General features: G+C 45.4%; 24 protein-coding genes and 1 riboswitch. Of the genes, 9 read left to right on the top strand and 15 right to left on the bottom strand.

Translation table 11 applies throughout. The annotated features are described in order from the left end of the window. Positions 1–11: 11 nt before the first annotated feature. The 3 genes from VV1_RS12935 to VV1_RS12925 form a co-directional block, all read right to left on the bottom strand. Positions 12–227, bottom strand: a complete 216-nt coding sequence (locus tag VV1_RS12935; protein ID WP_372585676.1) for an SAM-dependent methyltransferase — start codon at positions 225–227, stop codon at positions 12–14. Between the two features lie 36 nt (positions 228–263). Continuing rightward, complete coding sequence (locus tag VV1_RS12930) at positions 264–1,457, bottom strand: class I SAM-dependent methyltransferase (RefSeq protein ID WP_011080553.1); 1,194 nt, start codon at positions 1,455–1,457, stop codon at positions 264–266. A gap of 109 nt (positions 1,458–1,566) precedes the next feature. Next, positions 1,567–2,970, bottom strand: a complete 1,404-nt coding sequence (locus tag VV1_RS12925; RefSeq protein WP_011080552.1) for a methyl-accepting chemotaxis protein — start codon at positions 2,968–2,970, stop codon at positions 1,567–1,569. A gap of 88 nt (positions 2,971–3,058) precedes the next feature. Between VV1_RS12925 and yccX the strand changes: the two genes are divergently transcribed. Next, on the top strand, positions 3,059–3,331 hold the full coding sequence (gene yccX / locus VV1_RS12920) for an acylphosphatase (protein ID WP_011080551.1): 273 nt from the start codon (positions 3,059–3,061) through the stop codon (positions 3,329–3,331). 28 nt (positions 3,332–3,359) lie between these two features. On the opposite strand, the gene VV1_RS12915 is transcribed toward yccX, so the two are convergent. Beyond that, complete coding sequence (locus VV1_RS12915) at positions 3,360–3,689, bottom strand: TusE/DsrC/DsvC family sulfur relay protein (protein WP_011080550.1); 330 nt, start codon at positions 3,687–3,689, stop codon at positions 3,360–3,362. A gap of 409 nt (positions 3,690–4,098) precedes the next feature. Between VV1_RS12915 and VV1_RS12910 the strand changes: the two genes are divergently transcribed. Continuing rightward, a complete protein-coding gene (locus VV1_RS12910; protein ID WP_011080549.1) occupies positions 4,099–4,473 on the top strand; it encodes a hypothetical protein in 375 nt (124 codons plus the stop codon). A gap of 71 nt (positions 4,474–4,544) precedes the next feature. On the opposite strand, the gene VV1_RS12905 is transcribed toward VV1_RS12910, so the two are convergent. From VV1_RS12905 to VV1_RS12885, 5 genes are all read right to left on the bottom strand, one after another. Further along, on the bottom strand, positions 4,545–5,207 hold the full coding sequence (locus VV1_RS12905; protein ID WP_011080548.1) for a Bax inhibitor-1/YccA family protein: 663 nt from the start codon (positions 5,205–5,207) through the stop codon (positions 4,545–4,547). Between the two features lie 202 nt (positions 5,208–5,409). Beyond that, positions 5,410–6,159, bottom strand: a complete 750-nt coding sequence (locus tag VV1_RS12900) for an amino acid ABC transporter ATP-binding protein (RefSeq protein ID WP_011080547.1) — start codon at positions 6,157–6,159, stop codon at positions 5,410–5,412. 23 nt (positions 6,160–6,182) lie between these two features. Further along, positions 6,183–7,280, bottom strand: coding sequence for an amino acid ABC transporter permease (locus VV1_RS12895; protein ID WP_011080546.1), 1,098 nt, complete (start codon positions 7,278–7,280; stop codon positions 6,183–6,185). Between the two features lies 1 nt (position 7,281). Next, positions 7,282–8,487 carry an amino acid ABC transporter permease gene (locus VV1_RS12890; protein ID WP_011080545.1) on the bottom strand — a complete coding sequence of 402 codons (1,206 nt, stop codon included), beginning with the start codon at positions 8,485–8,487 and terminating at the stop codon, positions 7,282–7,284. A gap of 72 nt (positions 8,488–8,559) precedes the next feature. Beyond that, positions 8,560–9,588, bottom strand: a complete 1,029-nt coding sequence (locus tag VV1_RS12885) for an amino acid ABC transporter substrate-binding protein (protein ID WP_011080544.1) — start codon at positions 9,586–9,588, stop codon at positions 8,560–8,562. 458 nt (positions 9,589–10,046) lie between these two features. On the opposite strand from VV1_RS12885, the gene VV1_RS12880 reads away from it, so the two are divergent. The 3 genes from VV1_RS12880 (at position 10,047) to napH (ending at position 12,933) form a co-directional block, all read left to right on the top strand. Next, positions 10,047–10,967 carry a precorrin-2 dehydrogenase/sirohydrochlorin ferrochelatase family protein gene (locus tag VV1_RS12880; protein WP_011080543.1) on the top strand — a complete coding sequence of 307 codons (921 nt, stop codon included), beginning with the start codon at positions 10,047–10,049 and terminating at the stop codon, positions 10,965–10,967. A gap of 338 nt (positions 10,968–11,305) precedes the next feature. Next, positions 11,306–12,079 (top strand): ferredoxin-type protein NapG, encoded by a 774-nt coding sequence (gene napG / locus VV1_RS12875; RefSeq protein WP_039553533.1) that lies wholly within the window; start codon positions 11,306–11,308, stop codon positions 12,077–12,079. Continuing rightward, positions 12,079–12,933: a quinol dehydrogenase ferredoxin subunit NapH gene (gene napH, locus VV1_RS12870; protein ID WP_011080541.1), complete on the top strand. Its 855-nt coding sequence runs from the start codon at positions 12,079–12,081 to the stop codon at positions 12,931–12,933. The genes napG and napH overlap by 1 nt, the downstream gene beginning before the upstream one ends. A gap of 75 nt (positions 12,934–13,008) precedes the next feature. Here napH and VV1_RS12865 read toward each other — a convergent pair whose 3' ends face one another. Further along, positions 13,009–13,767: a 1-acylglycerol-3-phosphate O-acyltransferase gene (locus VV1_RS12865; RefSeq protein WP_011080540.1), complete on the bottom strand. Its 759-nt coding sequence runs from the start codon at positions 13,765–13,767 to the stop codon at positions 13,009–13,011. Between the two features lie 216 nt (positions 13,768–13,983). Beyond that, positions 13,984–15,456: a carboxypeptidase M32 gene (locus VV1_RS12860; RefSeq protein ID WP_181392218.1), complete on the bottom strand. Its 1,473-nt coding sequence runs from the start codon at positions 15,454–15,456 to the stop codon at positions 13,984–13,986. A 238-nt stretch (positions 15,457–15,694) separates the two neighbouring features. On the opposite strand from VV1_RS12860, the gene VV1_RS12855 reads away from it, so the two are divergent. Next, entirely contained in the window at positions 15,695–16,330 is a 636-nt protein-coding gene (locus VV1_RS12855; RefSeq protein WP_011080538.1) for a LysE family translocator, read from the top strand. Then, on the top strand, positions 16,330–16,893 hold the full coding sequence (locus VV1_RS12850) for a hypothetical protein (RefSeq protein WP_011080537.1): 564 nt from the start codon (positions 16,330–16,332) through the stop codon (positions 16,891–16,893). Before VV1_RS12855 ends, VV1_RS12850 begins: the two co-directional genes overlap by 1 nt. Before the next feature lie 99 nt (positions 16,894–16,992). Here VV1_RS12850 and VV1_RS12845 read toward each other — a convergent pair whose 3' ends face one another. After that, complete coding sequence (locus VV1_RS12845) at positions 16,993–18,369, bottom strand: alanine/glycine:cation symporter family protein (protein ID WP_011080536.1); 1,377 nt, start codon at positions 18,367–18,369, stop codon at positions 16,993–16,995. Positions 18,370–18,506: 137 nt separating this feature from the next. Then, a riboswitch (glycine riboswitch) is annotated at positions 18,507–18,606 on the bottom strand. Between the two features lie 329 nt (positions 18,607–18,935). Here VV1_RS12845 and VV1_RS24955 point away from each other — a divergent pair. Next, positions 18,936–19,094 carry a hypothetical protein gene (locus VV1_RS24955; protein WP_011150215.1) on the top strand — a complete coding sequence of 53 codons (159 nt, stop codon included), beginning with the start codon at positions 18,936–18,938 and terminating at the stop codon, positions 19,092–19,094. Between the two features lie 26 nt (positions 19,095–19,120). Then, on the top strand, positions 19,121–19,864 hold the full coding sequence (locus VV1_RS12835; RefSeq protein WP_011080535.1) for a chromosome segregation ATPase: 744 nt from the start codon (positions 19,121–19,123) through the stop codon (positions 19,862–19,864). Between the two features lie 358 nt (positions 19,865–20,222). Here VV1_RS12835 and VV1_RS12830 read toward each other — a convergent pair whose 3' ends face one another. From VV1_RS12830 to VV1_RS12820, 3 genes are all read right to left on the bottom strand, one after another. Next, entirely contained in the window at positions 20,223–21,410 is a 1,188-nt protein-coding gene (locus VV1_RS12830) for a helix-turn-helix transcriptional regulator (protein ID WP_011080534.1), read from the bottom strand. 178 nt (positions 21,411–21,588) lie between these two features. Then, the gene (locus tag VV1_RS12825; protein WP_011080533.1) at positions 21,589–22,734 is read right to left on the bottom strand and encodes an ABC transporter permease; all 1,146 of its coding nucleotides are present in this window, start codon (positions 22,732–22,734) and stop codon (positions 21,589–21,591) included. Further along, positions 22,721–23,887 (bottom strand): ABC transporter permease, encoded by a 1,167-nt coding sequence (locus tag VV1_RS12820; RefSeq protein ID WP_011080532.1) that lies wholly within the window; start codon positions 23,885–23,887, stop codon positions 22,721–22,723. The genes VV1_RS12825 and VV1_RS12820 overlap by 14 nt, the downstream gene beginning before the upstream one ends. Positions 23,888–23,897 lie beyond the last annotated feature (10 nt).

The raw sequence follows: 23,897 nt of genomic DNA, 5'->3' as shown, positions 1-23,897 counted from the left end.
CGATTCAGAATTTACAACACCTTACACGCAAAGCCTTTGAGGTAGAAACCTTCTGGGTAAGCGGTGTCGGTTGGGTGATCGGCAGCTTGCTCAAAACGCTCGACAAATTTAACACTGCGGCCTGCATCTACCGCCGCATCGGCGATGATTTTTTGGAATAGCACTTGGTCCATCAAGCCTGAGCATGAGTAGGTTAGTAGAGTACCGCCTGGATTCAGTATTTGCATGGCCAACATGTTGATGTTTACAATGGTATGCCTACATCAAATAACTTTACATGCAAAGCCTTTCAAGTAAAAACCTTCTGGATAAGCCGTATCAACTGGGTGATCCGCAGCTTGCTCGAAACGTTCCACAAATTTTACAGTACGACCCGCGTCAACTGCGGCATCAGCAATGATTTTTTGAAAAAGAGCTAAATCCATCAAACCAGAGCATGAATAAGTCAGCAATGTACCACCGGATTTGAGTATCTCAAAGGCTAGCATGTTGATGTCTTTATAGCCACGACATGCGCCATTGAGCTGCGCTTTGCTTTCAGCAAACTTTGGTGGATCCATGATCACCACGTCAAATTTGGTGCCTTGATCTCGATATTCACGCAAAAGTTTAAAGACATCTGCGTTTAGGAAAACAGCGCGTTTCTTAGAAATATCGAATTCATTGAGCTCAGCATTAAACTTTGCCGTATCGAGTGCTGGTTGAGAGACATCAGCGTTAATCACGCGCTTTGCGCCACCTTTTAGGGCATAGAGGCCAAAACCACCAGTGTATGAGAAGCAGTTGAGAACCTCTTTGTCTTTGACGTATTTCATCGCTTGTTGGCGACTGTCACGCTGATCTAAGTAGAAACCGGTTTTGTGTCCACCGACAATATCAACGCTAATTTTGACGCCATTTTCTTCGATAACAACAGATTTTGGTGGCATTTCACCATGTAAAACGCCGGTTGTTTCTTGGAGACCTTCTTTCTTACGTACGGAAACATCTGAGCGCTCGTACACATTGCAGTCAGGGAAAACTTCAATTAATGCGTCAACAATATTTTGCTTTTGATGTTCGGCGCCAGCACTGAGAAGTTGGCAGACGAAGAAATTTTGGTAACGGTCGATGGTCACACCAGGCATGCCATCAGATTCTGCTGCAATAAGGCGGTAGCCAGTTAAGCCATCTCGCTCAATCACATCTTCGCGAAGAAGTTGAGCGTCTTGGATGCGTTTTACAAAAAACGCTCTGTTAATATCTTGCTTTTCAAAGCTCCATACGCGAGCTCGAATTTGAGATTCAGGAGAATAGGCTGCTTTGGCTAACCATTTGCCATCGTGACCATAAACATCAACGGTTTCTCCTAATTGTGGATTACCTTCGACCCTATCGATCCCACGAGAAAAGATCCAAGGGTGGCGTCTAACAACAGACTTCTCACGACCTTTGACTAAATAGATGGCAGCAGACATTGAAATTCTCTTAAGCAAAAATGAAAGTGGGGTATTTTCAAGGAATCAGAGTAGAAAAGCAAATAGCAAAAAGGCCGCATTGGCGGCCTTTGCTCAGTTTTATCGCGGTTTATGCTTTCAACCCGGTGAGTAAGCTTTCCATTGCATCACTCTGATTTCTTAGTTGCTCGACATTGCGCGAGGTCATGTTGATCATTTCGCATACGTTATTGGACTGCATCCGAATTTCCTCCACGCTTGCTGCGATATTATCGGCAACCACACCTTGCTCTTCAGCGGCGGTCGCAATCTGAGTGCTGCTGTCTGAAATGGTTTGGTTTTTATCTGCTAGAGAAGCAATCTCATGATTGACTTCCGACATCAAGGTTTGACCTTGGTTAGCATTATTTACCGTCACTTCCATTAGTTTGGTGAGTGACTGACTGTTACGTTGTAATGCTTCAATCATCGCTTGGATCTCAACCGTTGCTTGCTGAGTTCGTCCGGCTAGAGCACGAACTTCATCGGCAACCACGGCGAAACCACGACCTTGTTCGCCTGCACGGGCTGCTTCAATTGCTGCGTTTAATGCAAGTAGGTTGGTTTGCTCTGAGATACCATTGATGGTGGTGACAACTTCATCGATTTGCGCTGCGTTGGCATCCAACTCTTCTACCGCCTGAGAAGCGGATTGGATTTCAGAGGAGAGTTGAGAAATCGAATTCAAGGTATTTGCCACTTTCACCTGGCCAGATTGCGCAACACTGCGAGCATCTTCCGTTTGTGTGCTCGAATCGTGGGCAAGGTTGGCCACTTCGCGAATCGTCGAGGCCATCTGTTCAGTGGCACTCGCCAATGAGTTCAAATGTTCTTGTTGTGAGTTTGAAATATCAGAACTGCTGCAAATAGACTGATTAAGATCTGAGCTTATTTGTTGCATTAAAGCGACAGACTCTTGGATCGACAGCACCATCTTTTGCTCTCGCTCCGCAACCTTGTCTATAGTGATAGCGATGGTACTGAATTCATCCCTGACTTGGAAAAAGTTCATTCTCGCTGTGAGATCACCATTGGCAAGCGTACTCAATGCTTTGTTCATTGTGAACATCGCGCCACCAATGAACGTCATAATGTAGTAAACCGCGAGTGCAACAATGAAGAGAGAGACAGAAATAATGGTCCAGTGGACGCTGGAAAGGGCAGTCCACAAGTCTTGCTCGTGGGTGGCCACCAAGTTAAATGAGCCATTGAGAACAGAAACTGAGCCTGCGCCAGAGCCCAATGCAATGGTATTGGATGAAGCCAAAATATCCATCACTTGAGAGCGTGATAAGTTGCCGGCTTCGATAAAGTTTTTCATCAATATCAACTCATCTTGATAGAGATGATTGAGCATGGCGTCTGCCGCGTTATCAAGAACGAGCGTAAGGATAAGTAATGCAATCAGAGGAAGTAGGAAAAGCAGATAGAACTTTTCTTGAATTTTTAAATGGATGAGATATTTATCAATCCAACGAAATGGTATTTCTTTCATAATTATTATGCTCTTAGTAACCCACGGTCCTTTGTGGGGTGAATAGACTTAATAAATATATCACTCAAAAAAACGGAGAGGTATACGGATGGCAATAAGATGCGAAAAATTTGTGGTCTCTGGCATAGTTCAAGGGGTTGGATTTCGATACCACACCTCACATCAAGGCCTAAAGCTAAATTTAGTCGGTTATGCAAAGAATTTATATAACGGAGATGTCGAAGTGATAGCCTGTGGTGAACCACTGAAGATAGAAGAGTTTGCCAAATGGTTAGAACAGGGACCCAAAACGGCTCGCGTTGATGAGCTTAAAAGAGAAGAAATTACCTGTCGTGAATATCAAGGGTTTGAAATCCTGTAGCTGAGCGCTACAGGATAAAAATAGGGAGTTAGAGGCACTTTGCCGGTTTGGGTAAACCTGCAAGTTTGGTCGCTTGTTTTGCTGGTCCTTCTTTGAAAAGCTTAAAAAGATACTTGCTGTTGCCTTTTTCAGGACCGTGCGATTTTTCCATGGCTTTCACCAGCATTCTCACCGCTGGTGAGGTATTGAATTCTTCATAAAAGTCACGCACAAAGTGGATCACTTCTAGATGAGCATCTGTGAGCTCAATGCCTTCTTGCTCGGCAAGTATCTCAATCATCCCTTCTTCCCACTGAGTGTGGTCTAGTAGGTAGCCTTGAGCATCGGTTTCAATTTGTTTGCCGTTGTAAACGAACATGCGCTATATCCATCGAGTCAATAAAGATGGGTATAGGGTAGCGTACACGTAAGGCGCTTCTCAACAAAAGAATCCCATTATCACACCGAGCGAAGCAAAAGCATCCAATCCCGGATTGATTTTTATTAACCGTTGACCACATAGCCGCAATGCGTCGTTATTCAAGGAGCTAAATAATTATGCGCTGTGTTAGAAAATTGTCGGGGCGGGTAATGAAAAATTTGCATGCCTAGTAAGATTTATTCATGTTTATTGATCTCGTTTACATGTGATGTCTCAGATAAAGAGCACTTTATTGCAGTATAGGCTGCTTACTTCGTTGTGTTTGTAATAGTGGGTCGCTATTCTTTTGTTTTTGTTATAAATTTCATTCGATATTATAAATGGAAATTATGACAAGGAGTCAGTCATGTCAAAACAGCGTTACATTGAAATTAATGACAACGAGAAATCTATTTGGTCTATTGAGCGCATTTGGGCACTTGCTGAATCACTTCCTGTAGAGGAGCTCCCCATTGATGAGATAAAAGGGCCAGATGAAGTGACTTGGTTTAGCATGGAAGGGCCTATGCCTACATGTCGAGAGATAGCAAAGCACTGCCAAAGAATTAACAACGCTGACTTGTCGTACCCTGTGATTTTAACCAGCGATTACAAAGTCTTTGATGGTATGCATCGAATTGCTAAGAAAATCATGTTGGGAGAGGAGACCATTCAAGTGAGGCGCTTTAGAGAAAACCCGCCTGCGGATGAAGTGATTGTTCTTGCGGTCGATCAAGCCTAGATTTCCTATCGCAAATCAAGAAAAAGCCCGAAGCAATGCTCCGGGCTTTGAATTGATTTAACACTAAACAATTAGTCGTCGTTCATAATGCCGAGGATTTGAAGTAGGCTGACGAAGATATTGTAAATTGATACGTATAGAGTCACAGTTGCTGAAATGTAGTTTGTTTCACCACCACGAACAATGCTTTGAGTGGTCATTAAGATTGCCATTGTAGAGAAAACAATGAACAAGCTGCTTAAGGCTAGGTGAAGTACTGTTGACTGAATGAAGATGCTTGCGATCATACCAACAATCAAAACTACAAATAGTGAAAGCATCAAACCGCCCATCATAGATAGGTCGCGCTTAGTTGTCAGTGCGTAAGCTGATGCCGCTAAGAATGAAAGAGCGGTACCGCCTAGTGCTGTTACGATAAGATCACCCATTCCTGCGCCCACATAAGCGTTTAGGATTGGTCCAAGTGTATAACCCATAAAACCGGTTAGTGCGAATGTGAATACAAGGCCAAGACCGTTGTTGCGGTTCTTCTCTGTTAGGAATAGTAGGCCATAGAAGCCAACTAATGTAATGATTATACCGGGGTGAGGGAGGTTCATCACCATAGCGACACCAGCAACGATAGCTGACCAAAGTAAAGTCATAGAAAGTAGGGCGTAAGTGTTACGTAGTACTTTGTTTGTCTGTAGAGCACTTTCTTGTGTAGAAGTACGGGTAAACATAGGACTGTTCATAATCTTCCTCTTGAGAGTATGTTTAATTTATATGTCTATATATGAGGCCGATCGTTCCAAAAATCAAGCCTGACTTTATTCGTTACTAGCCAAAATGATAGTAGAAATAATGAGTTATGCATTATCCAGTTTGTAACACTTTATTTCCACTATAGACGAAAAAAAGAGGCGTTGAAGACGCCTCTTTTCAGTCGTGCTCACATTAGTGATGCAGAATTTGTGCAAGGAAGTTTTGCGTACGATCGGATTGAGGGTTCTCAAAAAACTCTTTCGGATTGTTTTCTTCAATGATTTCACCGGCATCCATGAAGATAACGCGATCCGCTACTTCTTTGGCAAAGCCCATTTCGTGGGTAACACACAACATGGTCATGCCTTCTTCTGCCAGTTCAACCATGACATCCAATACCTCGCGTACCATCTCTGGGTCGAGTGCAGATGTTGGCTCATCGAAAAGCATGACTTTAGGGCTCATACAGAGTGAGCGTGCAATGGCGACTCGCTGCTGCTGACCACCGGAAAGTTGGCCTGGGTACTTATCTGCTTGCTCTGGAATCTTAACCCGTTCAAGGTACTTCATTGCAATGGCTTCCGCTTCTTCTTTAGGCATTTTCTTTACCCAAATTGGTGCCAACGTGCAGTTTTCCAAAACCGTTAGGTGAGGGAAGAGGTTAAAGTGTTGGAAACACATGCCGACTTCTCGCCTTACTGCTTCGATGTTTTTGAGGTCTTCGGTTAGTTCAGTACCAGAGACCAGAATTTGCCCTGCTTGGTGTTCTTCCAATCGGTTAATGCAGCGAATCATAGTGGATTTACCGGAACCAGATGGGCCACAGATAACAATCTTTTCGCCTTTTTTAACATTCAGATTGATGTTTTTTAGTACGTGAAACTCACCGTACCACTTATTCATATCCTTCAGTTGGATCATGTAATCTTGTTGTTGCGTCATAATACGTCCTTGAGTTTTCTGAATTATCGTTTGTGACCGGTGTGTAGTTTATTTTCTAGCCATATCGAGTATCTCGACATGCCAAAACAAAATACCCAGAACACTAACGCGACAAATACATAACTTTCTGTAGCAAAACCAAGCCACTCGGGATCGGTGTTTGCGGCTTGTCCAATGCCCAACACATCGAACATACCGATGATCAGCACAAGACTGGTGTCTTTAAAGAGTCCAATAAAGGTGTTTACGATGGACGGAATGGTAATTTTCAACGCTTGCGGCAGAATAATTAAGCCCATTTTTTTCCAATACGTTAACCCTAGTGCGTCGGCCGCTTCGTACTGGCCCTTTGGTATGGCCTGTAAGCCACCACGAACCACCTCAGCCATGTAGGCGGCACTAAACATCACCACACCAATCAATGCGCGGATCAGTTTATCCGTCTCTGAGCCTTCAGAGAGAAACAGAGGTAGCATCACCGATGCCATAAACAGCACGGTGATTAATGGAACACCACGCCATACTTCGATATACACCGTACATAAGCTACGAATGATTGGCATATCTGAACGACGACCCAGTGCCAAAGCGACGCCAATCGGTAGTGAAACCACAATACCCACTAATGCAATGATCAAGGTGACCAGCAAGCCGCCCCATTTATGGGTTTCTACTACTTCTAGTCCAAACACACCACCGTAAAGAAGCGCAGCAACGATAAATGGATAGATGTTGACAAAGAATAGCCAAATCCACATTCGTTTTGGTGTTTTCTCATAGGCGAGTAGCAGAGTGAAAATCGCCAGCGTAATGTAGAACAGGCGAGGGCGCCACAGTTCGGCTTCAGGATAGAAGCCATACATGAATTGCTCCCAACGCACGCTGATGAATACCCAACAAGCCCCTTCTCGAGTACAGGCATCCCGTGTGGAGCCGACCCAGTCAGCACTTAAAAAAGCCCAATCGGCGACATACCATAAAGTGCTGATAGCAAAGTATGCCAACACCAGCGTCAGTACAGAATTGACCGGACTGTTGAATAGATTCTTCCTCATCCAACCGATAACACCTACGGTGTTTGCTGGCGGTGGAAGATCAGGTTGAAATTGATGTACTTTCATCTTATCTCTCCACCAAAGCAACTTTCTTGTTGTAAATGTTCATCAGTGCTGATGTGACCAAACTTAGCGTCAGGTATACCCCCATCGTCATTGCAATGATTTCGATCGCTTGCCCTGTTTGGTTGAGCGTTGTACCAGCAAAAACAGAAACCAAATCTGGGTAGCCAATTGCCATGGCTAAAGACGAGTTTTTGGTCAAATTAAGGTATTGACTGGTCAGCGGTGGAATGATGATTCGTAACGCTTGAGGAATGATGATCAGTTTCAGGGTGCGAGTCCTTGGTAGGCCAAGGGACATCGCTGCCTCAGTTTGACCATGGCTTACAGCATTAATACCTGAACGAACAATTTCTGCAATAAACGCTGCAGTATAAATGCTCAGCGCCACCAACAGTGCTGCCAACTCAGGGATGATGCTGATGCCACCTTGGTAGTTGAAGCCTTTCAGTGCAGGATACTCCGCTGAGACTGGCATTCCAGAAACAAAGTAAACAAGCGCAGGTAAACCGACAATTAAGGCTAAAGCGATTCGCCCCATCGGTGTTTGTTGTCCGGTTAACTTTTGCTTATTTCTGGCCCACACGCCAATAAATATTGTCGCAATGATGCCCGCGAATAGTGCGGCAAAAATAAACGCACTTCCCGCTTCAAAAACCGGTTTTGGGAAAAACAAGCCTCGAACATTAAGAAAGATTGCTTCACCTAAACTGATACTTTGTCTTGGCGAAGGTAACGCTTGCAACACTGCGAAATACCAGAAGAAGATTTGCAGTAACAACGGGATGTTACGGAAAATTTCAATGTATATCGCCGCAAATCGACTCACCAACCAGTTTGAAGACAAACGAGCGATGCCGATAACAAAACCGAGTACGGTTGCTAATATGATGCCAAGAAATGACACTAAGGCCGTATTAAGGAGGCCGATAACGAACGTTCGACCATAAGAAAAGGTTTCATCATATTCAATCAGCGTTAAACCAATGCCGAATCCGGCTTCTTGCGAAAGAAAATCAAAGCCAGTGGCAATGCCTCGAGCATTTAGGTTTGTTAACGCGTTATTGACGATGGTGTAGAAGAAAAATACCAGCGCCAGAATGGCGATGACCTGAAAGACGACCGAGCGAAAAGTGGGATTATAAAGCAGGTTGGTGCTCGAAGACGGTTTGGCACTAACACCTGAAGACGTGTTTTTATCGGGTTTCATACAACAATAACCTCTAATCCATTTTTAGAAAAAAGGGCGGCACTGGTCCGCCCATTTCATCACAGATAACTGTTAACGGATCGGTGGCGCGTACATGAAGCCGCCAGCATTCCATAGTGCGTTAACACCACGAGAGATTTGCAGAGGAGAACCTGTACCGACAGTACGTTCAAAGCTCTCTCCGTAGTTACCAACTTGCTTAACGACTTGGTAACCCCAATCATCACGGATGCCTAGGCCTTTACCTTTCGGCCCATCAACACCTAGGATACGTTTCACGTTTGGATCATTAGACTTAAGCATCTCTTCTGCGTTTTTAGAGGTGATGCCGTACTCTTCTGCGTTGATCATCGCATTTAGTGTCCACTTCGCGATGTTGAACCATTGATCGTCACCTTGGCGAACCACAGGGCCTAGAGGCTCTTTAGAAATAATTTCAGGAAGAACGACCGCAGAGTTTGGATCTTGCAGGTTTAGACGAAGTGCATACAGGCCAGATTGGTCTGTCGTCAACACGTCACAACGACCAGCGTCGAAACCTTTTGAGGTTTGAGCTGCCGTATCAAATACAACAGGCTTGTAGCTCATACCTGAATTACGGAAGTAGTCCGCTAAGTTAAGTTCAGTGGTGGTACCGGATTGAACACAAACGGATGCGCCATCAAGCTCTTTGGCGCTCTTGATGCCGAGGTCTTTTTTCACCATAAAACCTTGGCCGTCGTAGTAGTTCACGCCAACAAAGTTCAAACCAAGCGCGGTATCACGGTGTAGCGTCCATGTCGTGTTACGCGAAAGAACATCAATCTCACCCGATTGTAGAGCGGTAAAGCGTTCTTTAGCAGTGAGGGGAACATATTTCACTTTCGTTTTGTCGCCCAACACTGCCGCCGCAATCGCTTGGCAGTATTCAACGTCAATACCTTCCCATTCACCTTTTGAGTTAGGGTTGGAGAAACCTGGTAGGCCAGTACTGACACCACAAGTTAAGAAACCTTGTTTTGTCACTTTGTCTAGAGTGCTTTCAGCAGCGAATGCATTTGACGACAACATAGCAGTAGATGCCGCTACCAATGAAGCCAGAATAGTGAGTTTATTTGCCATTTGTATCCTTCCTGTATGATCCAAGTTAAACCAGGTAACACCTGATACAACGTGCTCAATTGTTGTTGTGTGTGTCCTAACTGATTGACCTCCGTTCAAAACGGCTGTTCGGAAATCAATTATTTATAAGCGTAGGAAAGGATTTTTGATTTCTCAACTGTATAATTTAAAAAGATTTTTGAGAGGAATCACAAACCCTGTGGTAATTAGAATGACCAAATGTTAACTGAATGTAAATAGTGCAATTGGTTACTGAAGTAGTGCAAGAGAGCTTTTGTCAATTATATTAATAGTATTATGGAATCAAGGGCTGTATGGCGGTTGTTGTTTGGAGTTATTCACTGCTTTGTGTTTGAAATTCGAACAAAAATTATTTGTTACATCGGTTTGTGATGATATTTATGCACCAAATCTGCTACGATGAGCGCTTTAGTCATAAAGAACAAACAGGGATTTAAATGCGATATTTTCCTCTTTTCATGGATCTAGAAAACAAACCCGTACTTGTTGTCGGAGGAGGGGAAGTTGCCAGTCGTAAAATTGAAGCGCTGTTAAATGTCGGGGCGAAAGTAACGATCGTCTCGCCGACATTGGTGGATGAGCTTCACCGTTGGGTGGAGGAAAACCGCTGTTACTGGGTGAAAAATTTCTATTCATCTGAGTTGATGGATGGGGCCTATGTTCAAGTCTGGGCGACAACCAACAATCCGTCTCTCAACCATCAAGTATACCGTGACGCTAAACAGCGCAATCTGTTGGTGAACGTCGTGGATGATAAACCGTATTGTGACTTCATTACGCCTTCAATGATCTCGCGTGGGCGAGTGCAAATTGCCATATCCAGTGGTGGTGCTTCCCCTGTGTTGATTCGTAATCTCAGAGAATCATTAGAAGCGGTTTTGCCACAAAATCTTAGTTTGCTGGCGGAGTTCGCCGAGTCAAAACGTGTGGCGGTTAAAGAGCGATTCCCGACAGTCGAAGAACGTCGCATGTTTTGGGAGCTGTTTTTTGACTTACCAGAGGTCAAATCGTCACAAAATCATAGAGAGCTTGAAACCTTGTTTGCACAGGCAATCAAAGGGGAGCTTCAACGAACTGCGCAATGCACATGGATTGGTTGCACAGAAGATGTTGAGCTGTTACCTATTAAAGCCCTTCGTTATATGCAAAAAGCGGAGCTTGTGTTGGCACCAGAGCAGATTCATCCTGCTTTTCTAGAAATGGTGCGTCGAGATGCCCAACGTTTGAGTTATGAAACTCCGGCACAACTCTCGGAAAAGATTCAACAAGCGAAGCTCGAGCCGATTAAAATCTGCGTGTTATTTGCTAAAAACAGCCAAGAATTCAGCTTTCTTCAGCAAGGTGATCTGATTATCTGATCGCAGTGCTTTTGCTCTTGCTGGTTCCTTCAATCCTTCAATCCACGGCGACGACACCATGACGGAATGCCTTACGGTGTTGCTCTAGTGGATTGATTGCAACATTCCTTCACCCGTTTTAATGCTCGCGGCTTTCATCTTTAGCAGGCAAAAATCGTGAGCTTAGTGTCAGAGTTGAATAATGACGTTTGATCTAACTCAATCAAGTGTTTGATTACCCTTTTGGGGTGATAGAAAACGAACGCCATCCAGTTACATTACGCCTATATCTTCAGCGATTTTGTGCGCGGACAACTAGTATAAAACAAGTGCGACACATGAAGGCGATAGGTGAAGCAATGAGTGTAAGCAACAGCAAAAAAACATCCGAAAGTCGAAGACGATTTCTTCGCGATTCCGTTAGAACATTTGCCGGCGTTGGCGCAGCGGCCACCGTTCTCGGCCTGCAATCTAAGCAAAGCCAGGCTCGTGGTGGTACTGGCGTTCCACTTCGCCCGCCAGGTGCCTTACCCAAAGGGGAATTTGAAAAAGCCTGCACCCGTTGTGGTTTGTGTGTTCAGGCGTGTCCGTATGATACCTTGAAGCTGGCGACGTTACTCTCCCCAGTGGAGTCGGGCACACCTTATTTTCATGCACGGGAGATCCCATGTGAAATGTGTGAAGACATTCCTTGCGTGGTCGCCTGCCCAAGTGGAGCGCTTGATCCGAATCTCACGGATATTGATGATGCTCGTATGGGGTTAGCAGTCTTAATTGACCATGAAAGCTGCTTGAACTGGCAGGGATTGCGCTGTGATGTCTGCTACCGAGTTTGCCCTGTTATCGACGAGGCCATTACGCTGGAGCACGTTCGAAATGAAAGAACCGGTTATCACGCGAAGTTGATCCCGACCGTTCATTCGGATAAATGCACTGGCTGCGGTAAATGTGAGCAGGCGTGCATTACCGAAGTCGCTGCGATCAAAGTCATTCCGCATGATCTCGCCCAAGGAAAAATAGGCGACCACTACCAGCTTGGATGGGAGGAGATTACCAAGCCATTGCAAAACACCGCCCCAGATACCAGTGATATGCCAACTGGCGCGTTGGAAACCTTGGGAGGATCAAAATAATGGCGAAGAATTTAGCAAAAGATGCAGGTTGTGAAGCAAGACAGAAGTTAGGTTGGTGGCATGCTCACCGTTTCCTTATATTAAGACGTTTGGCTCAGTTCTCCATTATTGGTCTGTTTTTACTCAGCCCAACGGTAAACATACTTAAAGGCAACCTTTCATCGAGTATGTTGTTTGACACCATTCCACTGACTGACCCTCTGATTTTCTTACAAATCGTCGCTTCTGGGCATATTCCAGAATTCAATGCGCTACTCGGCGTTCTGATTGTCGTTGTCTTTTACGCCATCATCAGCCCTAGAGCATTTTGTGCATGGGTGTGCCCGCTTAATGTGGTTACAGACCTTGCAGCTTGGTTAAAGCGTAAGCTGGAAATCAAGGCGAGCTTTCGTTGGAACGCTCAACTGAGATATTGGCTCCTGGGCGCACTGCTTATTGGCAGCGCAGCTTCAGGCAGTGTGCTTTGGGCTTGGATTGATCCTGTCGCCACGCTGCATCGAGGCATTCTTTTTGGAATGGGCGCTGGCTGGGTGCTGATCCTGTTGGTATTTGTGCTTGATCTTCTGCTGGTCGATCATGGTTGGTGCGGCCATCTGTGCCCACTCGGTGCAACTTATGGCGTGATTGGACGAAAAAGTGTTCTGAGAATCTCAGCGGAAAATCGAGAAGCATGCACCAAGTGTATGGATTGCTACAATGTTTGCCCAGAGCCAGAGGTATTACGGCAGCCACTAAAAGAAGGGGACAGAAGAGTCATGGATCAAAACTGCATCAGTTGCGGACGTTGTATTGATGTTTGCCCCGAGAACGTGCTGGTATTTACACATCGCTTCAAAGACAAAGACAAGGCGTAACGTCCGTTACGCTAAAACAATCCTGCCGTTAATAATAATGAGCCCATCCTAATTGATGGGCTCATTATGTTCACATTAAGCGTTGGCTTGATTTCTCGGTGATCTTTGCTCAGCTTCGAGTTTTGCCACCTCTTCATCCAGTTCGCGTATTTTTGTCTCCATGATTTGATGACAATGATCAGCCAACTGACGAGCTTGCTGGAGGGTGTAGCCCTTTGTGTCTATGGGGGGCAACATTTCAGTGATGACAACCCCATTTTTCCAGCGATTGAGCGCAATTTTGTTGTGCGTGGTGCTGACACACATTGGAATAATAGGAACGCCAGCTTCTATCGCCATACGAAAGGCTCCCGTTTTAAAAGGGAGTAACCCGCGGCCTTTACTACGAGTTCCTTCAGGATAGACCCACACAGACAAATCCCGCGTTTGAATTGCCTCTGCCACTTGCGCGATGGTATCGCGAGCTTTCGACTTATTCTCTCTATCGATCAAAATGTTACCGGTTATCCAGTACAGCTGGCCAAAGAACGGCACCCACAGTAGGCTTTTTTTGCCGATCGTCACCGTTCGAGGAGGTAACATCCCAGGCGAGGTGACAAAATCAAAAACACTTTGATGGTTGGAAACGTAGACGGCATGACCATCTTGGCGAGCATGTTCAGCGCCACGCTGAATCAAGGTCATTCCAACGATTTTATGCAGTTGATTAAACCAGCGACAAAACACATGCACGTGTTTGGGATCCCTTGGACTAAAAAGGCAGTAGATCAGTGCGGAGAGTGTTGTGACCACCACAAAGATCGCGGCAAGTAGAATGCGAATGAATGCGAGCAAGAGGCCCCCTGATATGAGAAGATTTGCTCGCAGTCTACTAAAGTAATCGCTCTAATAAAGTAATTTGTTCACATTTTTGTAACGAAGGTAAAAGAATTAGAGTAAGAAGATTATTGGTAAAATGATTAACAGAAGGATGGCAACGTAATGAAAATAATAGGTTTTGTTTGTGCATAGAACAAAGAGCAGCGATGGCTGCTCTTTGAAGGGGATCAGCTACAGATAACGAGCTTGTAAGTGTGCTTGGAAAAACTTCGCATTGAGTGTTTCTCCGGTTGCCTGCTTAACAAGTTCGTCCGTGGTCAACAAGCTGCCTTTGCTCCAAATATGGTCTGATAGCCACGTGAAGATGGGTGTCAAATCGCCAGAACGAACAACGCTGTCTACATCAACGCTTTGCTTCATCGCTGCCATGAACTGGGCCGCATACATCGCCCCTAATGTGTATGAAGGGAAATAGCCAAATGAGCCATCTGTCCAATGGATATCCTGCATACAACCATTTTTGTAGTTGCCTTCGGTTGATAGGCCGAGATAGGACTTCATTTTCTCGTTCCAAAGCTCTGGCACGTCGGTGTGCTTAATCACGCCATTCATCAAATCTCGTTCGATTTCATAACGCAAAATCACGTGCGCTGGGTACGTCAGCTCGTCGGCATCGACACGAATATAGCCTTTTTCTACACGAGTATAGATTTTAGCAAGGTTGTCGGTTTTGAACTCGTCACCTTGGAAGTAGTTGGTGGCGAGTTGTGCTAAATGCTCAACAAATGCAGGGCTACGGCCCAATTGCATTTCAAAAAACAGTGATTGTGACTCATGAATGCCCATCGAGCGTGCTTGGCCTGCGGATGTTCCAGCGAACGCTTTGGGCAAACCTTGCTCATACCGAGCGTGACCCGTTTCATGCACAATGCCCATCAGTGATTGCACAAACTCTTTTTCGTCGTATCGAGTGGTGATACGCACGTCACTAGGCACGCCGCCACAGAAAGGATGAACGCTCTCATCGAGACGCCCGTGTTCGAAATCAAACTGAAGCAATTTCATTACATCGAGGCCAAGTGCTTTCTGTTTTTCTGCAGGGTAGTGGCCATTTGGCAATTGGATCTGACCGGATATTTGCTTTTCGATGGCTTGATCAATCATCGATGGCAACCACGTTTTTACATCACTGAATAATTGGTCAAGTGACGCTGTGGTGGTGCCAGGTTCGTAGATATCCAGCATTGCATCATAAGCCGATACGCCTTTTGCTTCAGCACGAATTTGTGCCTCTTCACGTGACAATGTCACCACTTCCGCCCAGTTTTTTTCAAAACCTTGCCAATCGTTGTTGCCACGCTGAGTGCGCCACGCGTGCTCACACTTAGAACCCGCTAGAGATTGCGCTTGCACTAAGGATTCTGGCAGCAGGTTTGCTTGTTGCCAGTCTCGTTTCATTTCACGCAATACCGCGCTTTGTTCGACAGAGAGATTTTCTTCTTCTGCCTTAGCAAAAAGATCACCAAGCTGTGGTTGGGTCATTAGAGAGTGGATGTGTACTGACAGCTCTGCCATTGCGTTTGAGCGCGCTTCAGCGCCTCCGGATGGCATGACTGCGGCTTGGTCCCATCCTACAATGGCACTTAAATGTTCAAAGTGAGAGACCTTCTGGGAGTGGTCTAGGAGTTGTTGAAATGCGCTCATGTGACGTCTCTTTATCGTTATTCTTTCCATATCTCCCTAATTACGTTGTGCGCGTTTTCGCTGAGTGATTAGGGTTCCTGTAACGCTTTAAAGCTTATAACTTAAAGCGAAAAGTGCATTTTCCATAATTCATCTCATTTATACAACACTCTGGCAACGCCGTGTTCCTTGATTTGCTTGCGTAACGAATCAATAAAGAGTATTGATCTTCACACTTCCAACATAATTCAGACAATATATGGACATTTTAAATTTTGAAGCCTTTTTAATCGCCATTACCATCTTAACGTTAACTCCGGGGCTAGATACGGCATTGGTCATTCGCAATACGACTCGTGCTGGCTTGCAAGATGGCTGCATGACGAGTTTAGGCATTTGCTGCGGTTTGTTTGTGCACGCGCTGTTTTCTGCCATTGGGATTTCAGCCATTTTGGCGCAGTCAGCGGAGCTGTTTCAATTTGTAAAAATGATCGGGGCGGCTTACCTTATTTGGCTGGGCTTTAGTAGCTTGAAGTCTTTGATGACAAGTGGTGCAGGGTTAAGCGTCGCGCAGATGGCACAGCAAAGTTACGACGCAAAACGCTCGTTGCGAGAAGGTTTTTTGTCGAATGTGCTCAATCCTAAAACGGCGGTCTTCTATTTGGCGTTTTTGCCACAGTTTGTTAATCCAGAGGGTTCACCTCTCTTACAATCAATGACGATGGCGGGAATTCATTTCGTCATAGCGATGGTGTGGCAATGTGGGTTGGCTGGTGCGTTGAACTCAGCGAAAAATCTTTTGAAAAATGCGCAGTTCATGAAATGGATGGAAGGCGCAACAGGGGCCGTTTTGGTGGCTCTTGGTATTAAACTTTTGGTTGAAAAGCCAGTCTGATGCGTTTACTCACCAGTGTTTCTTTGGTATCGGTGATCTTTCTAAGTGGCTTTGCTGCCTTTGTCGCTTTGAAAACTGTGCCTCAGTTAAATTTTGCGTCGAAAGGTATGGACTGGCAGTGGCATTGGGCGTATTTCCTGCCATTCTCGAATGGCATTCAACAGACTCGGACTCAAGACACCAAACAATTGCTATTGAGGCGAGTCTATTTGGAAGATGACATTGCGGTTTTTGTTTCAACCACGTTGGACAACAAGTTCGAAATTGACGTGTTTAAAGCGGCTAAGTGTAACGCGACTTCTAGTGAGTGGGCCTCGGTTTCGGTAAATGGGGCGCCTATGACGCACGTCCCGTTGAAGTGTGAGGCTAGTGGTGACGGTTATCTCTTTCGCCATGTTGGGAACAAGTTGAAGTCCTTGGAATTTGGCTTTGAAGATGACTTCATTATCGAAAGCTTTGCACAATGGCCGATTAACGAAATCAAAGCGGATCAATTTAAACAGCAACATCCGACGTTTTTCAAAAAGCAGGGCGTTGAGGTGGAGCAGTGGCTAAGAGATTAAACAGACAAGATTGTGCTTGAGAGCATCTATCCACAACAGCAATAAAAACGCCCGCGATCACGAAGTGACAGCGGGCTTTTTTGTGTTAGAACTTAACGATTAGGCTTTAACGGCGTCAAAGTCGTCTGACTGAGAAGAGGGATTGAAGAACAGCTTCGTTTCTTCAATCACCACATGGCGCAACGCGATCAAACCAATAAGGTTAGGAATTGCCATAAGACCATTGACGATATCGGCCAAGATCCAAATCATATCCAATTGCATAAACGCGCCTGAAGCCACCAATGCGAGAAAGATGATCTTGTAAGGCAGGATTGCTCTGGTACCAAGTAGAAATACGACGCAACGCTCACCGTAATAGTTCCAGCCCAAAATGGTGGTAAATGCAAAGAACATCAGGCCAATTGACACCAACATTGGTCCCAAGGTATCTGCTTGTAAACCCACAGCAAAGGCATGTGTTGTCATCGCGGCACCAGCAAAGTCACTTTGCCAAGCACCCGTCAAAATAAGAGCAAGACCGGTCATCGTACAAATAACGATAGTGTCGAAGAAGGTGCCTGTCATTGAGATTAAACCTTGTTTCACACAAGAGTCAGTTTTGGCTGCGGCTGCTGCCATCGGCGCACTTCCTAAACCAGATTCGTTTGAGAATACACCACGAGCAATGCCCGATTGAATGGCCAACATGATACTCGCGCCCAAGAAGCCACCCGTGGCCGCCGTGGAGGTAAATGCCGAAACCAAGACCAACTCAATCGCGTTGAGCAATTGATCGGCGTTCATGATGATGACACTCAAACACGCCAACACATAAAAGAGTGCCATGGCTGGAACCACTTTGCCCGCGACGCTTGCGATAGATTTAATGCCGCCTAATGTGACAAATGCGACAAGCAGAGTCAGTACCGACGCAGAAATCTCTCGAGATACGCCCAGTGAAATCTCACTCGCGTCTAAAATCGCGTTAACTTGTGGGAAAGTACCGATACCAAAACAAGCAACGCCTAGCGCAAAAATAGCAAACATGATTGCTAATGCTTTAGAGCCGACACCGTATTGAAGGTAGTACATCGGGCCACCAACCATTTGGCCTTTATCGTCTACTTTGCGATATTTAACCGCCAGCAAGCACTCCGCGTATTTGGTCGCCATACCAAACAAAGCGGCGAGCCACATCCAAAAAAGAGCACCAGGGCCACCCAATTTAATCGCGGTGGCCACGCCAACAATATTACCTGTACCAATGGTGGCAGAAAGGGCGGTACACAACGCGGCAAAGCTAGAAACATCACCTTGCTGTTGTGTGGATTTGTCTTTACTAAACACCATCGCAAGTGCAGTCGGTAGGTGCTTAAACTGAATTAAGCCTAGGCTAAATGTGAAATAGACTCCGGTGCCGACCAGAAGAATCAGCAAAGGTGGTCCCCAGACAAAGCTATCGATAGTTTGTAGTAAAGATTGAAGGTCGTTCATGATTTCCCCTTAATAAAACAACTAATAAGGAGAAGAGGGAAAGGTAAAGATCGAGGATCTAAAATGGGCCAACAAAGCAAAACATTGCGGCCGAAAGCTCAAGCCACAAAAGAAAAGGTGCATGTTGGGGTATAACTTTCCACTCCTCTGTCCTTTTGCCTGAGAGTTTCACCCTGCACATGGGCAGGACTTGCTCCTTCGGCGACCGATTTAACGGTTCTCTCCAGAGGTTCCTCCAACTACAGTCCTCGCATATTCTCTTGATATAACCAATAAGAATATTGCACCTGAAAGATTTACTTCTTCGGCGGGTATGACTAACCAAATGTTAAAATATGGTTAATTACCACTCTCCTGTAGCCTTCATCGGAACAATTGCCTGAACTATTCAGGCAATCTGTAGGCGAATCCTAACCAATAACTTTTGTGATGTCATCAACAAAAATATCGTTTGAGTAATTATTACGCGAATCGAGAAAAAACTACCGGAAGTTGACGTGTTCACTGCGAGAAATAGAGTACAATGCAAAGGCTAATAGATTGGTTTTGTTCGGTAAGGATGAAGAATGATAAGACTGATAGCAATTGTGGTTCTCATTGTATTGGCTTACTTTTTGCTGAGATATCGCACCAACGAAAAAATTCAGAAAGGGATTGTTGTGACGTTGCTAGGGATATTTGCCGTCTATACGATTGTTCTGGTTGCGAGCGAGCTGATTAAGTAGCTTAGTAATTCATATTGGAGTGAAATGTGGTGACATCGTCAAATAATCATCATGACGATCAAGATGATGTGGTCGTGATTGAAGAGCGTGATAACAAAACGGTTGTCTATATAGCGGTTGCAGCCATTTTAGGCATGGCCTTTGGTGGATTACTCGGCTCACATTTTACTGCCAAGAAATGGGAAGCAAATTACCAGACGCTAGAACAGCAATATAAGTCGACCGTTGATGATCGAAGTACGCTGGTGGCAAATTTGCAAACGCGTGAAGCCGAGCTAGATAAAGAACTGGATGCGAAGTTGGAGAGTGAACTTGCAATTCGTCAGAAAGAGCATCAGGCAGAAATCGAAAAGTTGCAGAATCAACTAACAGAGATGGAAAAGCTTAACATCGCTCTGGAAGGGCAATTGAAAACACAACAGTCTCGCATTGATTCTACCCAAGTTGAGAATGAAAAACTCAACCGTCAAGCGGATATGCAGGCGAATATGTTTGAGCGATCTCGCGAGCTGTTTCGTCGTGAGATGGAGATTAGCCAAGATCTTGAGAAGTTGGAAAAAGAGCGCGAGACTTTGGTGCCCGCTTTTGACAAGCTGAAGAGTGAATGTGAAGTCTATTTGGCTGGGAAATCCTGGGATGCTAAGTCAGATGCGTGTGACAAACAAGATGAAGCGTCGTCCCGTTTAAGCCAGATCGATCAGCTTATCGAAGTGTACAAAATGGATTTGAAACAAATTCGAACCATTACGCAAGATTTAGGATTGCAGTAATTTTCTTTTTGATACCAACAGAAACAACAAGGCCCAGCGTAACGCTGGGCCTTGTTTATTCCGCTAGCCAATGACGGTGTTATTTTTATGCTTGGCTACTTGTCTTCCATGTCACATTGATGATGGAGTAAGGCAGCAATACGAAGGTGCGGAAATTCGTCATTCACATCTATTTCATGGCAAGAAAAAATTCAGTGGCTCTGTGCCGGAGCCACTTAGAGTAGAACCCAATATCCAGAGCGAAATGTGAGTTCTTCAAATGAGCCATCCTTGCTCAATTTCCAGCCATCTACGCTAAAAAATCAGTGAATATTTGCACTTACATTAATTCATTTTGTCAATATGAAACATCCCCCATTTAGGGGGTATGTGCTGGACTGGTCAGAATGGTGGCAATCAGATCAGATTGTTTGCCTGTGCCGGTTTTACTGTAGATAGATTTGATGTGATCTTTGATGGTGTGAGGAGAGCGGTAACTGAGTTGAGCAATTTCATCTCGGCTGTAGCCTAACGTCAACAATTGGCAAACTTCGGTTTCCGCATCGGTAAAATTGAAAATCGGCTTGAGGAGAGTCGGGTTGAGTGTCGCACTTTTTTCTCTATCGTAGAGATAAATGATGCAGCCAATGCCTTCTTCCATAAGCTGATTGGATTCCGCGGCGAGAGGATAGCCTTGTGGAATAGTTTGCGCTTCCAAGCCGATTGCGACAAACAGTAGCGTTAGCCCACCACGTTGTGAAGACAGATGCATCACCTTACACGCATCCTGGTTTTTGACTCTGACAAGATGCAGTGTTTCTTGAATATTGAGCAGAAACTCATGGCGTAATCTGGCGTCACGGAAGCTGAGCTCACTAGGTAACAACTTAACGTTTTCCTGCAACGCGATGAGATCTTTCGCTTTGTGATTAGCGGCAACGTAAGCGCCTTTGCTGTCATAAAGCAGCGCTGCGTGAGGCAACTGGCTGATGATTTGGGTAAGATTATTAGTGTATTGCTGTGAGGTTTTGAACTGCTGATAAAGCGTAAAGGCACGTTGAATGTGAGGGACCAGCTTTTCCAATAGATAAAGTTCGGTTTCATCCAGTGGTGACTCACTTTGGTTTCGATGCACAGTGAGGAAGGCAATGTTGCCATCTGCATGGCCAATCAAAGCGGTAGCAACATCGCAAAAACCGTGGCGGTCAAACCAGTCTTCGACTTTCTGCTCTTGCGGGGTTAAGTCGTGTTGTCTACCGATATGTTTATCTAAAGAATAAAATCGCCCGATGGGGTTTGTGGCGATGAAGTCGTTAATGATATTGCCGCGCGCGAGGTCTTGCTCTATGTATTCAATGACGGCATCAATTTGTGGGCCGGCCATCCAGCCTGAAACCAGCTCTCCGCGGTAGTTTGACTGAATATGAAAGACTGCGTCGGCCAAACGAAATTCGCCCACCATTTGCTCTAGAAACGGTTCGAATCCACGAGGATGAACAGGAGCTTGGTAGAGAGAATCAATAAGTTGGCTAAAACGACTAATCGATGAATGGATATCCTTTTCCATAAAAAATGGTCGCTCTTCTACTTATCATTATGTGTGGTTTATAACTTATAGATATTCTCAATGGATCGAAGTTTTTACTGTGAGAAGTGTTAAGTCACTCGATCTTTACCTGTCTCACAATTGATAAAGGCTCAAATTAGTGAGCCTTTTTGCATATCAATGGTCGGGTGTTAGACCGTTAAACCAGTCTTTTAGCTGCGCGTCGTTGTTGAACGGTTTGGAAGAGACAAAGTACCAACCAAAACGCGGCCACTAACCACAAGGTGCTCCAATAGTTGGCGATTTGTTGCCAACTCGCGCCCATTTGATTGAGGGCTAAGAATCCTTTGATCGCGTTGGTGCTTGGGCTCAGTTGTGCTAGCCATAGTAGCGGTGTTGGTATCATCTCTACAGGCCAAATGAAACCTGCTAAGAAGATCAGTGGCATTGAGCTAATCAGCACCACGAGGGTGACAAGCTCTCGTCGCGGCAACAGCTCGCCCAACCAATAGCCAGCCAAACACGACGCGATGAGGAAGGGTAACAAGAGCGCCAACAGCTGGGTAGCGTGGCCTAAAGTGTTGACCTGATGCATGGTAAAGCTGGCACCAAAATAGTACGCGCTTAAAAGGTAGTACACACCAACCAATACCAGAGTTCTAACAGCGAGTAGCTTCCAACGAGGTTGGCTAGTCCAGTATCCGTGACCATGTTTTTGCGTGCCAACCATCAAACCCGCCGCCATGATTAAGGTCTGCTGAAGGATCAGCACAAACACCGCGGGCACAACATACTCAACGTATCCCATGGTAGGGTTAAAGGTCGGTTTCAGATTTAGCTTTACCGCACTGTATTGGTTGGCTGCCAGAGAAAGGGGCACACCGTCCATGATCAGTTTGGAGACTTTCACTTGTGCAGCTAAAGTGCCTCCGGTCTGGGCCAGACCTTCAACCACCGTGCCATAGACCAAAAAGTAAGAGGCGTCGCCTGCATAGGAGAGTGTCGGGCTTTTTCCAAGCAACAAATCACGATAAAAATGCTCTGGAATTACCAATATGCCGCTGATTTTTCCCTCTAGGAACGCTTGTTTTGCCGCTTCAATCGTATAGTCGCGACGGACAACATGCACTTGTGGTGTTGCATCGACCATACGTTCCAGCTTGAGACTCGTGGCGCTCATGTCGAGATTTACGACGGATATTGTCTGTTCCCGAGGGGTTTGATTCGCGTACGGAAGCGGGTATAGGAATGAATAGAAAACCACACCACCAAAGACGGTGAGTGTCACCACCGGGTTGGTGAAAAGGGCTTTTATCTCCGCTTTGAACAACTCAAACAGGGACATTTGTCGCCTCCGTTTTCTTTAGATGGCGTTTTGCCAGCGCCACAGCCAAAAAGGCGGGCAGTACGTAACCGACCATAGGTAGCAAATGAGTGAGCGAAGTTAACGCGCTCGTCCCGTAGCTGGCTTGTGCGACTTGTACTTCGATGTAGTGACTGATAGGCAGCAAACTACGCCAAAATTGCGCCAATGAACCCATGTCTGAAACTGGGAAAGTAATGCCCATAAACGCTAAGCTTGGGGCAGTAAACGCGCCCGCGAAACTCATGGCTCGCGCTGCATCCAATGTCATGAAGAAAAAGAATGCGCCCATGATCATACAAGCGATGGTGGTGGCTAACTGGGCGATCATGATCGGAAGTAAATGGCCTTGGAATGGCCAATCAAGCATGAAATAGAACCAAAATAGGAAAGCAAAACCATGCAAGAGGAAGATGGGCAGGTAAGCCGCGAGTGTTTTGCTGATGACTTTGAATGGTTGAGTACCCAGCCATCGATCAAGATGTTCCGGTTTTCTCGCATACACACGCAAATTGGCGGCGAGAATTAGAATGGAACAGACAACGATCATGATTTGCCAAATCGCCGGTACGACAGCAGAAACCAAAAACTGTGCATAGTTGGTGTTTTGGTTAAATAAAGGGGAAATTTGCGTGGAAATGGTGACAGCGTTCCCCAAAGCGCCTTGTACCGTGCTATTGCCATGACTCAAGGATTTCATGGTCTCAAGGCTTGCATTAAAGAAGCCTTGGGCTTGCACTACGGCAGAATTGATCAAACGGCCAATCAATATGTATTGACTGTTATAAAACACCGAGACTTGTGGTGCGCGTTTCAGGTAGATATCGCGATCGAAATGGTCCGGAATGATGACATAGGCATAAACCTTTCCTTCGATCATGGCATTTTTGGCTTGCAGTACATCGCTAAACTGATAGTCGACACTCATCGTGGATGACGCATCCAGCATGTGAGTTAGCTTTCTCGAGAGTGTGCTGTGTGCGTTATCCACCACGCCGATAGGCAAATCTCGAGCGATGCCCGCTGAGAACACGCCCCAAATCAACAGCGCTAGCAGGATAGGGATCCAAGTGAGACACGACAACAACCATTTGTCGTGTCTCAACACATGCAATTGTGAGAGTTGTGGTTTCATTGGCTAACCT

The organism is Vibrio vulnificus CMCP6 (assembly GCF_000039765.1).
Classification (GTDB): Bacteria; Pseudomonadota; Gammaproteobacteria; order Enterobacterales; family Vibrionaceae; genus Vibrio; species Vibrio vulnificus_B.
Note: the sequence above shows the minus strand (reverse complement) of the source record. Positions and strands in the feature narration are given on the sequence as shown.